The 12825-nt window shown below is 67.5% G+C and carries 11 protein-coding genes; 10 read left to right on the forward strand and 1 reads right to left on the reverse strand.

From position 1 onward, the window contains the following. The first annotated feature begins 2 nt into the window (after positions 1-2). From HRU76_12355 to HRU76_12380, 6 genes are all read left to right on the forward strand, one after another. Positions 3-1154, forward strand: a complete 1152-nt coding sequence (locus tag HRU76_12355) for a hypothetical protein (GenBank protein QOJ18329.1) — start codon at positions 3-5, stop codon at positions 1152-1154. Positions 1155-1431: 277 nt separating this feature from the next. Further along, positions 1432-2610: an alpha/beta fold hydrolase gene (locus tag HRU76_12360; protein QOJ18330.1), complete on the forward strand. Its 1179-nt coding sequence runs from the start codon at positions 1432-1434 to the stop codon at positions 2608-2610. Positions 2611-2613: 3 nt separating this feature from the next. After that, the gene (locus HRU76_12365; GenBank protein ID QOJ18331.1) at positions 2614-5403 is read left to right on the forward strand and encodes a tetratricopeptide repeat protein; all 2790 of its coding nucleotides are present in this window, start codon (positions 2614-2616) and stop codon (positions 5401-5403) included. Between the two features lie 266 nt (positions 5404-5669). Continuing rightward, entirely contained in the window at positions 5670-6260 is a 591-nt protein-coding gene (locus tag HRU76_12370; protein ID QOJ18332.1) for an RNA polymerase sigma factor, read from the forward strand. Next, complete coding sequence (locus HRU76_12375) at positions 6257-6781, forward strand: hypothetical protein (protein ID QOJ18333.1); 525 nt, start codon at positions 6257-6259, stop codon at positions 6779-6781. Before HRU76_12370 ends, HRU76_12375 begins: the two co-directional genes overlap by 4 nt. An 8-nt stretch (positions 6782-6789) precedes the next feature. Next, positions 6790-8442: a hypothetical protein gene (locus tag HRU76_12380; protein QOJ18334.1), complete on the forward strand. Its 1653-nt coding sequence runs from the start codon at positions 6790-6792 to the stop codon at positions 8440-8442. 14 nt (positions 8443-8456) lie between these two features. Here the strand turns inward: HRU76_12380 and HRU76_12385 are convergent, their stop codons facing one another. Next, positions 8457-9371: a segregation/condensation protein A gene (locus HRU76_12385; protein ID QOJ18335.1), complete on the reverse strand. Its 915-nt coding sequence runs from the start codon at positions 9369-9371 to the stop codon at positions 8457-8459. A gap of 94 nt (positions 9372-9465) precedes the next feature. On the opposite strand from HRU76_12385, the gene HRU76_12390 reads away from it, so the two are divergent. The 4 genes from HRU76_12390 (at position 9466) to HRU76_12405 (ending at position 12733) form a co-directional block, all read left to right on the forward strand. Beyond that, entirely contained in the window at positions 9466-10464 is a 999-nt protein-coding gene (locus tag HRU76_12390) for a KpsF/GutQ family sugar-phosphate isomerase (protein ID QOJ18336.1), read from the forward strand. 147 nt (positions 10465-10611) lie between these two features. Continuing rightward, the gene (locus HRU76_12395) at positions 10612-10959 is read left to right on the forward strand and encodes an STAS domain-containing protein (GenBank protein QOJ18337.1); all 348 of its coding nucleotides are present in this window, start codon (positions 10612-10614) and stop codon (positions 10957-10959) included. A gap of 170 nt (positions 10960-11129) precedes the next feature. Further along, positions 11130-12152, forward strand: coding sequence for a hypothetical protein (locus tag HRU76_12400; GenBank protein ID QOJ18338.1), 1023 nt, complete (start codon positions 11130-11132; stop codon positions 12150-12152). After that, positions 12149-12733: a hypothetical protein gene (locus HRU76_12405; protein ID QOJ18339.1), complete on the forward strand. Its 585-nt coding sequence runs from the start codon at positions 12149-12151 to the stop codon at positions 12731-12733. Before HRU76_12400 ends, HRU76_12405 begins: the two co-directional genes overlap by 4 nt. Positions 12734-12825 lie beyond the last annotated feature (92 nt).

The following is a 12825-nucleotide window of genomic DNA, read 5'->3' on the forward strand; positions in this document are numbered from 1 at the left end:
CCATGCCCGATCGCCCCGTCTTCGATCACGAGGTTCAGGCCACCTCCACCACCGTGGGAACCACCACGGACGAGGGGCGCGGCCGCATGTTCCCCTGCGAGGGGTGCGGTGCGGACTTCGAGTTCCACATCGGCCAGCAGAAACTCAAGTGCCCCTACTGCGGGTTCGAGAAGGCCATCGTGCTCGCCGAGGATGCGGCGATCGTGGAGCGCGACTTCCGGGCCGCGCTCGCCCGACTGGCGGAGCTGCGCGAGAAGGGGGCGACGACGATCGCCGACCTGAACGAGGTGCGCTGCGGGTCATGCGGGTCGAACGTGGTCTTTCGCGGCACGCTCACGAGCACGGAGTGCGCCTTCTGCGGCTCGCCCATCCAGCGTGAGAAGGTTCACACCGCCTCGAACCGCATTCCGGTCGATGGGGTTCTGCCCTTCCAGGTCGATCAGCAACGGGCGAAATCGAACCTGGCCGACTGGGTGCGTTCGCGCTGGTTCGCGCCCAATGAGTTCCGCAAGCGCGGTGTGGAAGGGCGCTTCAACGGCGTCTACCTGCCCTACTGGACGTTCGACTCGCACACCTTCAACCGTTACCGGGGCGAGCGGGGCGAGCATTACTACGTCACCGTGGGCAGCGGCAAGAACCGGCGCACCGAGCGCCGCACGCGCTGGTATCCGGCGTCGGGCCAGTTCGAGCGGTTCTTCGATGACGTGCTGGTGGTGGCGGCGGCGGGGCTGCCCCGGAAGATCATGATCAACCTCGAACCGTGGCCCCTGCACAAGTGCCTGCCCTTCACGCAGCAGGCCCTGGCGGGCTTCTTCGCCCAGACCTATGACGTGGAGCTCGACAAGGGATTTGTGGACGGCAAGCAGCGGATCGACGAGGCCATTCACGCGGACGTGCGGCGGCGCATCGGCGGCGACGAACAGCGGGTTCACTCCATTCAGTCCACCTACGACCCCATCACGTACAAGCATCTGCTCCTTCCCGTCTGGCTGCTGGCCTATCGGTACAAGGACAAGACCTACCGCGTGGTGGTGAACGCCGGCACCGGCGAGGTGCAGGGCGAGCGGCCGTACTCGTGGGTGAAGATCATGCTCGCCGTGCTGGGAGGGCTGGTTGCGGCGGGGGTGTTCATCGGCGTGTTCGCGGGACGGTGAGGCGGACGCCTCGCTGGGTGCATCGCTCGACTTCAGGAGTCGTGTGCGCCGTCCGACGTGCGAGGCCGGCGCATCAGGCGACCGACAAGTGAGTCCCCCGACATGGAAGAGCTCCAGCGGATACACCCGCACGCGCCGTCGTCACCGCCGAGATCCATCGACGCCCCCGTTCCATCGCCGCGCCGCGTTCAGTCCTTGCCCGCATGAGGCGCCTCGTCGCGCGCCCGTTCACGTGCCTGGTCCACGGAAGGGCACTCGCTTCCTATCCTCACGAGTCATGCCTCCACCTCCCTCCGCCACGCGCTCCCCTCTGCTGGTCATCGGGCTGGTGGCTGTGATTCTGGCCCTTTTCGCGGTCACGGTGTACGTGGGGATCAACCGCCGCGACGCCTATCCGGGCACGCCGAGTCCGGGCGGCGCATCGAGTGCGGCGAACCAGGCGGCGGTATCGCGAGTCGGAGAGAGTACGCCAGCAACCGGCTCCGCCGCGCTGCGATTGATTGACCCGCGCCTGGGCTCGGTTCCCGTGACGGCGGGCACGGCGATGCCCTCGCGCGTGGTGCTGCTCGTTCACGGGCTGGATGACCCCGGCTGGACGTGGAACGCCATGATCGACGAGTTGGTCCGGGCGGGCCACATCGTGGTGCGATTCGACTACCCCAACGATCAGCGCATCGTCCGTTCGGCGCGGCTGCTCCACCAGTCCCTGCTCGACCTGGCGGCGGCGGGCGTGCGAAACGTGGACATCGTGGCCCATTCGATGGGCGGGCTGGTGGCGCGCGAGGTGCTCACGCACCCGGACCTGTACGGCGGGTCCGGAGCGGGCGACGCCAGCCGACCCGCCATTGACCGGCTCATCATGCTGGGCACCCCCAATCACGGATCCGAACTGGCCCGTCTGCGCGGCCTCGGGGAACTGGGTGAGCACCTCTCGCGTCTGTGGAACGGCGAGCGCGATCTCTTCCGCTTCCTCGGCGATGGGCGGGGTGGCGCGGGCACGGATCTGCTGCCTGATTCGGAGTTCCTGCGGGTTCTCAACGCGCGACCGAACCCCTCGCACACACGGTTCTCGATCATCGCCGGGGCGGTCAGCCCGATCACCGATGAGGTCATCGACCGCTGGCTTGATGAGGCGGCGACGGCGCTGGAGTCCGATCGCCTGCCCGCGTGGGTGCGCGAACGGACCGGCGGGGCGTCCGCCGCGCTGGCCAGGGAGGCGCTCCGTGGCACGATGAAGAACCTGGCCCGCGGGCTGGGCGACGGCTGCGTCTCGGTGGATTCGGCCCGCCTGGATGGCGTGGAGGACTTCGCCATCGTGCCGGCCGATCACATCGGCATGATCGTGAACATGCTGCCCCGCGACGCGGCTCCGCCCGCGATTCCGCTGGTGCTTCAGCGGCTGGCGCGTGACAATCCGGGCGGGACCGGAGAAGGCGAATCACGTGGGGATGGCTGACGCATGACGACGCCCGATCCATCCAACCGATGGCCGCACAGCGACCCGGATGCGCACACGATCGAAGTGTCCTCGGAGGGTGCATCGTCGTCTTCGGCGTCGAGGATGGGAGCGGGGGGCGTCGAATCCGTCGCACCGCCGTCCGTCCCGACGCCTCACGCCACCACGGGCACGGTGGCGCTCAAGGCGGGGCAGCGCTTCACCGAGCGCATCGGACGCTACCGAATTCTTCGCCTGCTGGGCGTGGGCGGCATGGGCGCGGTGTACCTGGCCGAGCAGGAGAGGCCGACGCGGCAGGTGGCGCTCAAGATCATCCGCCCCGGCGTCACCTCGACGCGGCTGCTGGCGCGGTTCGAGCACGAAACGCAGATTCTCGGCCGGCTCCAGCACCCCGGCATCGCGCAAATCTACGAGGCCGGCAGCGCCGACACGGGCGACGGCGTGCAACCCTACTTCGTGATGGAGTACATCGCCGGGCGTCCGCTCATGGACTTCGTGCAGGCCCACCAGCTGGGCACGCGGCAGCGACTGGAACTGCTCACGAAGATCTGCGACGCCGTGCATCACGCCCACATGAAGGGCGTCATCCACCGCGACCTCAAGCCCGGCAACATCCTTGTCACCGATGACGGTCAGCCGAAGATTCTCGACTTCGGCGTGGCCCGCGCCACCGACCTGGATGTGCAGACTGCCACAATCCAGACCGACGTGGGCCAACTGGTCGGCACGCTGCCCTACATGAGCCCGGAGCAGGCCAGCGGGGATGTGAACGAGCTCGACACCCGCAGCGACGTGTACGCGCTGGGCGTGCTGGGGTACGAACTGCTCGCCGAGCGCCTGCCATACGACGTGTCGCGCAAGATCGTGCATGAGGCGGTGCGCATCATCCGCGAGCAGGAGCCCACGCCGCTCTCCTCGGTCAGCCGGGTGTTCAAGGGCGACGTGGAGACGATGATCGCCAAGGCGCTCGACAAGGAGCGCGACCGTCGCTACCAGAGCGCCCTGGAGTTCGCCGCGGACATTCGCCGCTACCTGAACAACGAGCCCATCGTGGCCCGCCCCGCCAGCGTGGGGTACCGGGTGTCGAAGTTCGTGCGCCGGAACCGCCTGCTGGTGACGGGGCTGGCGCTGCTGATTCTCACGCTGGCGGGCGGCGTGATCGGCTCGACCATTGGCCTGCTGCGGGCGCTGGAGGCGGAGGAGGGGCTTCGCGTCAGTCTCGATGCCGAGACCCGTGCCAAGGAGCAGGCCATCGCCCAGCGGCTGGAGGCCGAGCGACAGACGCGCATCGCCCAGGCGGTGGTGAGTTTTCTCAATCGTGACCTGCTGGAGGGGGTCGATCCTGAGCGGACGTCCAACCGCGACGTGACCATGCGGGAGCTGCTGGACGTGGCCAGCGAGCGCGTGGAGGCGAAGTTCGGGAGTGAGCCGCTGGTGGCGGCGGCGGTGCGGTCGATCATCGGACGAACCTATGCGTCGCTGGGGCGATATGACCAGGCCCAGCCGCACCTGGCCTGGGCGCTGGCGACGCAGGAGCGCGAACTGGGCGAGCGCCACCCCGCCACGCTGGCCACGATGAACGATCTGGCGCTGGCGCTGGACAACCTGGGACGCCTGGATGAGGCGGAGCGGCTGATCCGCCGCAACGTCGAACTGTACACGGCGGAGAAGGGAGAGGAGCACCCCGATACGCTCTCGGCGCTCAATAACCTCGCGGGCGTGCTGCGCAGCCGCGGGCAGGAGCGTGAGGCGGAGCGCATTCACCGCCGCGTGCTGGAGGCGAGGCGCGCGGCGCTGGGCGAAGAGAACCTCGACACCATCAGTTCGATGAACAACCTCGCCGTGGTGCTCAACGCCCAGGAGCGATACGAGGAGGCGGAGCAACTGCTGCGGCAGTCGCTGGAGGCCGCCCGTCGGCTGCTGGGCGAGCATCACCCGCGCACGCTCCAGTCGATGAACAACCTGGCGCTGCTGGTGCAGAACCTCGGTCGATACGACGAGGCGCGGACGCTCTTCGAGGAAGCGGTCCGCCTCCAGTCAGAGGTGCTGCCGGTTGACCATCCCAACACGCTGATGACGCGCTCGAACCTGGCGGCGCTGATGTGGGAGCAGGGGCGGCTGGAGGAGGCCTGCGCCCTGCTGGAGGCCGTCGCCAGCCGCTACGAGGCCACGCTGGGATCGCAGAACCCCGACACGCTGACCGCCCAGATCAACCTCGCCGCCATCTACAACGACCTGGGAAGGTTCGAGCTGGCCGAGCCGCTGCTGCGCCGGACGCTCGCCAGTCAGATGGTCGCGCTGGGTCCGAAGCATGTCGAGACGCTTACGACGCTCAACAACCTGGCCTACCTGCTTGATTCCACCGATCGGGATGCGGAATCCGAGAAGCTCTACCGCCAGGTGCTGACGGCGCAGCGGGAAGTGCTGGGCGACCAGAACAGCGACACGATCATCACCCTGAACAATCTGGGGAAGCTGCTCCTCGACCAGAAGAAGCCGGAGGAGGCGCTGGAGCTGCTGTCGGAAGGCCGCGATGCGGCCAGGCGTGTCTTTCCGAGGGATCACTGGATGGTCGGCGTGATGGAGGACGGCCGATCGCGGGCGCTGCTGGCGCTGCAGCGTCACGACGAGGCGGAGCCGGGCCTGCTGGAGGCGCACCGCATTCTCGCCGCCGCGCTCGGGCCGAGGCACGATCGCGCCCGTCGCGTCGCCGACCTGCTGATGCGCCTCTACGAGCACCGAGGCGACGAGTCGAACGCGGCCAAATGGCGGGCGGCGGCGGCGGGGGAATGAGCGTCCGGCGACTGGTCTGATGGTCAGGGGTTGACCAGGGAAACGGGCGCCTCGTGCAATCCGTGGGGTTGACGTGGCCCAGGAGAGGGTCGGGTCAACGCTTCAATCCGGTTCACCATCGCCCAGAATGCCGATCCTGCCGGCCCTGTCAGGCGGCGGGCCGACGTGGAATCCGCAACCCGCACCCCGTCTTGCCGGTTATGATTGGGTCAGCCCTGCAAGGGGCGACGCGCCTCCCCACCCCCTCACTGGGCCAAGGACCGCTCATGACCATGACCAAGTCCGCCGAGCGACAGGTGATCCGGAAGGCCAAGCAGGGCGATGGGATTGCCATCGAGCAGCTGATCCGCGCTCACCAGAACGCCCTGTACGCCTTCATGCTGCGGATGTGCGGCAGGCCGGACGTGGCGGAGGACGTGGTGCAGGAGGCGTTCGTGCGCGTGCTGCGCAACCTTGACCGCTTCGACACCCGCTTTCGCTTCTCGACCTGGCTCTTCACCATCGCCAAGCGTCTGTACATGAACCAGGTGCAGAAGCACTCGCCCAGTTTCGAGTCGGACCTGGTGGACATGCACCAGGGCGCGGGCGACCGTCCCGAGGATGGGCTTGAGCAGGCGGAGGTGCTTCGCAACGCCCGCAGCGCGATTGATGAGGCGCTCAAGGGGCTGAACGAACTGCAGCGCGAGATCGTGCTGCTCTTCCACCAGCAGAACTGGCCCATCAGCGAGATCGCGGTGTACCTGGACATGCCCGAAGGCACCATCAAGAGCCACCTGCACCGTGCCCGCAAGCGCATGCGGCGGATCATCCTCTCCAGCAGCGTGACTGAGCGACACGTTGAGGAGGTGTGGTCATGATCGGTCGTGACGACCAGTTTGACGCGACGTGGGACGCCCGGCGCGACGAAGTCGGCGCGGGCGGCGGCAACCCCCCGCGCGAGCCGGGCCTGCCCGATCTCACCAGCATGCTGCGGGGCGACGTGACCCCCGACCTGACGGAATCCATCATGGGTCGGCTTGGCTACCGTCGGATTGACTCGGCGCAGCGCCGCCGCCTGCTGCGTCGTCGCTGGCTGACGCGCGGGGCCGCCGCGCTGTCGGCGCTGGCGGTGGTGCTGATCGGCTTCCAGGTGCATCAGATGAGCGACAACGTCCGCTCCGCGAGGGGCGTGACGATCGACGCCGCCATCAGCCGCGATCTCGGTTCACCCATCGAGGCGGTGGGCGGCATGACGCGGTCAATGCGGCGAATGTTCACGCCCGCGGGGTGGTCATCCGGGTCGAAATCATCTCCGCCCGCGGTGGAGGATGAGTCATCGGTTGAGGCGGATGACGAAGCGGGCTACCGCTCTCGCGTGCCGTGGTCGGGGCTGCTGTGATCGCGTCGATGCTTCCAAGTCTGCTGGCGACGGCGATGTCATTCGCCGGCACGGGCGCGTGGTCGGCGGATGAGCCGTTCGAGCACGCGTCGCTGCTGCCGCGCGACGTGACCGTGTACGTGCATGTGGACCGGGCATCGCGTCTGCGCGGCGAACTGGCGGGCAAGCCGCTGGGCGACACGCTGCAACGGGCGTTCGAGCGGTCGGCGTTTCGCGAGGCGTGGTCGCAACTGGCCGGCATGGTAGGTGCGGAGCAGGGTGAACTGTTCGATCGGCTCATGGGCGCCAACGCCACGGTCGCGGTGCGGGCGCTCGGTGGCGGGGGGCCTGTCGGCGACGGGGGAGCAGCGGGGGAGCGTGACTGGGTGGCCCTGCTGCAGGTGGACGAGCCCACGTGGGCGGAGTGTCTCTCTCGCCTCAAGCCGCGCATCCGCCGCGGGCCCGGCAAGGTGGTGGTGCGCGAGTTGCCGGAGCAGAACCTGCTGATGGCTCGAGTCGGCGGGATCACCATCGTCGGCCCGGGTCGGGACGCGAAGTCCGGATTGTTCGCGGAAGTGCTCTCCGGTTGGGGCGACGCCACGGTGCTGCGACTGTCGCAGGATCCGGGCATGACGGCCGCCCGTGACCTGGGGGAAGGAGATGTGGGCGTGTTCCTTCGCCATGAGGAACCGATGGGCGGCGCGACGGCGGCGGTGCTGGAGTTCGATACCTCAGCAGTTTCGGTGCGGCACGTGTCGCGCTTCGCCAGTTCGCCGTTCGGGGCCTCGCCGCGTCCGACCACGCTGACGCAGGATGTGATCGACCGGCTGGGCGATGGCCGCGTCGCGGTGGTGGCGCATCCGCTGCGGATGCCGCCCGGCGAACTGGGCGGGTTCATCCGCGCGCAGCTGCCGGCGGGAGCGGTGACCCCCGCCATGCAGGACAACCTGGGTGAGCGGATGCTCGTGATGGTGGGGGAGCGGCGCGATGCGCCCGCCGAGGACGCCACCCCCTTGCTTACCTTCACGCTTGCGATGGAGGTGCGGGCGACGGATCGCGCGCTGATTGATCTCGACCAGTTCATGATCGGTTTCATTGGCATGCTGCACGACCTGGTGGGTGAACAGGCGCCGCCCGGGATGGAGCGGCTGCGGAATCTGCCCGCGGAGACCGCGCGATCGGCGGATGTATCCCGCGTGGGGCGGTTGCTGCTGCCCAACCTGCCCGAGGCCGGGTCGCTCACGCTGCACTGGACCGTGTCGAACGCGGATCAGTCGCCCAGATCGCCGGCGGAGGCCGCGGCGCGGGGCTGGTGGATCATCGGGACGGATGGCGCGGAGCTGGTCGCCGTGCGCGAGCAGCTTCGCGTTCCTGCGCCGCCCGCGGCGCTCGAGTTCGATCTGCCAGGTCAGCGCGGACGAGTCGATGGCCGGGCGGCATCGCGGCATCTCGCCAGGTTCGGCGACGTTCTGGCCGCAATCGCCCGCGAACAGGGCGAGTCTCCCGAGGCGATCGAAGTCATGTCGCGGTTCCTCGCGGACCTGGCGGACGACGTGGAAACCTGCGACTGGTCCACCGCGATTCCGGGTCAGAACCGTCTGAAGTCCACGTGGACGCTGCGGCTTCGCAGCGCGGGGAGCGAGAAGCAGCCAGTGAACGATTCCGACTGTCGGCGGCCCTGAGCAGCCGCGTCTCGTCACGCCCCTTCCGTGGTTCGTGAGTTCTCGTCGTGCGGCGCGACGGAACCGTCCTCGTGCTCGACTACATGGGCATGGTCCGGCTCCTGCGCCACGTATGTGGACTCATCCACCGGGTCGGCATTCAGTTCGAGCATGATGGCGCCGGTGGTCTCATCCTGCACCACCAGCACGCGCCTCTGCTTGACCAGCTCCAGAGTCGCCAGGAACAGTCCGATCACGTCCATCTTGGTGCGGCCCACCCACGCCTCCTGCAGCGTGATGCGGCGCTCGGCGGCGCGGGAAAGCCGGTCGATCAGGTCGTCCTGGTGCAGCTCGATCGGCGTGTCGTCGTCCTGGACGCGGTGCTCCCCCAGCCGCGAGAAATCCACCGATTCGATGAGGCGCTCGTAGGCCTCGAACAGGTCGAACACGTGGGCATCATCGAGTTCCACGTCGGACCGGGGGGATTCGTCCCCGGCGTCGTGCGATTCCGGGTGTTCAGCGATGTGGCGTGAACCGGGTCGCACTGGGAACTTGAGCGCGAACTCCTCGCGCCGCTTGTCGAGCGTGTCCGCCGCCACGCGGTAGCGCTGGTAGGCGAGCAGTTGCTGGACGAGCTCGTAGCGCGGGTCGGAGGCGTCGAGATTCAGATCCTCCACCGGCGAGGTCGCGTCGCCCGGTTTGCGGGTGCGCTGGTGCTCGAGCACGCGGGCCTTGATCTCCACCAGCGTGGCGGCCATGACGAGGAACTCGCCCGCCAGGTCAATGTCGATCTCCTCGATCTGCTCGAGAAACGCCAGGTACTGATCCGTGACGGCGGCGATGGGGATGTCGGTGATGTCCACCTCCGCCCGGCGGATGAGGAACAACAGCAGGTCCAGCGGACCCTTGAAGGTGTCGAGCGAAACGTGATAGTCATCCTGGAGGGGCATGCGTAACGGCGCCGGGATTCGGGGCAGGGTGTGTAGAATAGCCGATTGACGGGCGGCCGCGATCCCGGGCGCGCCCCAACGGAACGTCGATCCCATGCCCCAGACCGACCGGATGACCGAAGAACTGGCGTTTCTCGCGGAGGCGATGCAGGCGGAAGCCGCCGCGGTTTCCCGCGTGGCAAGCCGTCTGGACCGGACGTGGATCGCGGCGCTGGATCTGCTGGAGCGGGCGTCGGGCGGCACGATCGTCTCGGGAATGGGCAAGTCGGGGCTGATCGGGCGCAAGATTTCCGCCACCTTCGCCTCGCTGGGGCAGCCATCGCACTTTCTGCACCCGGCGGAGGCGATGCACGGCGACCTGGGCCGCATTCGCCGGGGTGACGTGGTGATGCTGCTGAGCGCCTCGGGCGAAACCGAGGAGGTCATCAACCTCGCCGCGGTGCTGCAGGCGGACCGGGTGGCGACCATCGGCATGTCCTGCTGCGGCACGTCCACGCTGGCGCGTCTGTGTACGGTTCACCTGAATCTCGGCGACGTGACCGAGGCCTGCCCCCTCAACCTGGCGCCCACCGCCAGCACCACCGCGATGCTGGCGGCGGGCGATGCGCTTGTCCTGGCGCTGGCGCGGCGGCGCAACTTCCGAGCGGACGACTTCCACCGCAATCACCCCGGCGGCATGCTGGGCGTGGGGCTGAGGCCCGTCACCGAGGTGCTTCGTTTCCGCGTGGGCGAGAACCTGCCGGTGGTGCCGGATTCGCTCACCGTGCGTGAGTCGCTGGACAGGGCTGGTTCGGGCCGCCGGGCCGGTGCGGTGGTGCTGGTGGACGGCGCGGGGTCGCTCTCCGGCATCTTCACGGACGGCGACCTGCGACGATTGATCCTGCGCGACGGTCCGGCTGGGCTGGACCGACCCATGCACGACGTGATGACGCGCCACCCCAAGCACCTCACCGTGGATGACCTGGTGCGGGACGCCGTGCTGCTGGTGCGCGAGAAGCGGCTCGACGAGATTCCCGTGCTCGACCGCGACGGCAAGCCCGTGGGACTGGTGGACGTGCAGGATCTGATCGCCATGAAGGTGGTGCGCGAATGAGTGCGAAGTGTCCGGTGCTGAGTGCTGCGGCCTTGGCGATTCGTACTCTTTGAGTCTCGGTGCTGACCCCTGCTCGCCTATTCTCCCCGCCACGCAACCCGCTCCGGTTTCCGCATCATCCAACCCTCCGATGATCGACACACCGCCATGCGCATCGAACAGGACAGCGAGTTTTCCGATCTTGTGCTGGTTCACGCCGACGCCTCGCTGAACAACGAGGATGCGCTGACGCTGGTCGATGACGTGGAAGAACGCATTGATCGGGGCACGCGGCACGTGATAGTGGATTGTGCCGATCTGCGCGAGATCAACTCGTACGGACTGGGCATGCTCATCCGGCTCCACCATCGACTGCGGAAACGCGGCGGCGACGTGAAACTCACCGGCGTGCGGGGCACCGTGGCCGCGGCCATCGAGATGACCCGGCTGGATCGTGTGTTTCCCGTGTTCGAGAGCGTCGCGGCCGCGCGGGCGTCGTGTCACGCCGCCGCGTGAAGGCGGGCAATCTGAGTCAATCCGGCGGGCTGGATTCCTCGCACCGCCGCGATCTCACGCCCCGGGCGCCTCTTTTTCGATCTTCAACTTGAACGCACCTCGATTGCCGAGGATAGTATGAAGAACTGACCGATCGTTGCGAATACCTGCGGGCGGGACCACGGAACCTGATGCTTCTGCTGGCGACTGGCATTCTGACTCTGGCTGCCGTGATCGGCGATCCTCCGATCGGCGGTGACGTCACCGAGCTCATCGTGGAGCATGCCAGAGGGCAGGCCAACGCCGACCCCGGTGCGGCTCTGGTGGACGGCATCGCACGAGACGGCGTGGCGGGTGTGCGACGGTTGTGGACCGAACTGGGAATTGCCTCCGATCTGTTCAGCGGTCTCGAAGGCGACGCGCCGGTGTCGATCGAGCGCCACGCGGTGGAGCTCAATGGCGTGGACGGCGACGAAACGCTGCTGCGGCTGTCGGATTCCTCGGGCCAGGAAGTGCAATATCTGGCCCTGCGCCGCGATGGGGATGGCTGGGGGACACAGGGGCGCGTGGAGCTGCGCAACCAGCGTCTCAACCCGCCGTGGCATCGCGTCGAGGTGCTCGGCGATCGTCGATGGCTGGTCATTCAGTCGCTTCGCGGCAGCGGAAGCGGATTTGAGCGCTACCAGGAAACCTGGTATGCGGCTGACGGACTCAAGCCGGTGCTGAGTTTTCCCAGCGGCGGCCACGTGCGTGGGCACGGCATGCCATTCAATCGGACCTTCACCGGCACGAAGATCGGACTTTCAGCCGCGGAGGATCGGCCTGTCGTCGAGGTGGAGATCAGCGCCCACTACGTGAATGGCGACGCCATCCCCATCGAGGGGTTGACCGATCTGTTCACCCGTTCCGGCGTGGTGCGCTACCGCTGGGATTCGGAAACGTCGAAATTCATACTGGACGAAGCCGGATCGGCACTGACCGAAGTCGAAGTCGTCGGCATCTTCGCCGATGATGCGCAGGGCTTTCTGTTGCACAACTTTGCGCAGCTCCGGGAGCTGGCCCTGGGCGATGATGATCTCAAGAAACGGTGGCTGCGCCGGTTCCTCGAGGCGCGGGATGACTGCACCGAGAAGACCGTGCTGCAGGGCCTGCTCGATCCCGTCGCCCCATCGCATGACGACAGGATCGACGCGGAGCGTGCGGACGTGACATGAACCGTCGCATCGTGTACGCTGCCGACATGTCAGCCCTTCCACAACTGGATGTGATTCGGAACGATGTGCCGCTCCACTGGCGCGATCGGTTCGAGGCCATCATCGCCCTGACCGACGCGGTCTGCCGTGAGCATTTGAACGACGAGTACCTCGACCTGACCCGGCTTCTTGCCGGTTGCCTGTGTCAGGATGGTTCTCCGGCCGATCGCGGCCAGGTTCGCGTCTGGGCGGCCGCGGTCGTGTACACGGTCGGCTGGGTCAACTTCCTGTCCGACCCCAACAACGATCCGCATCTGCGCACGGATGAGTTGTGCCGGTTGTTCGGCGTCTCCGAGTCGGCGATGTCACGGCGCTCGACGGAAATTCGTGAAGGGCTGGACATCGTGCCGCTCGACCCGAACTGGTGCCTGCCGAGCCGGATGGAATCCAACCCGCTGGCCTGGATGGTTGAAGGCCCCGACGGGATCATTCTGGACGCCCGCATGTTGGCGCCAGAGATTCAGGAGCAGCTGGCCGAGGCGGGCATCATCCCCTTTGTGCCGCAGGGCGGGTTGAAGCTCGTCGGCGAGATGCCGGAGTGATCGACGATTGGTCGCGGCGGTATTCTGAAGTTCCGCGCGGCGCGAAGTCATTGCGGGAATATCATCGCCTCCCATCCGCCGCAGGGGTGGAT

Source organism: Phycisphaeraceae bacterium, from assembly GCA_015709595.1.
Lineage (GTDB): Bacteria > Planctomycetota > Phycisphaerae > Phycisphaerales > SM1A02 > CAADGA01.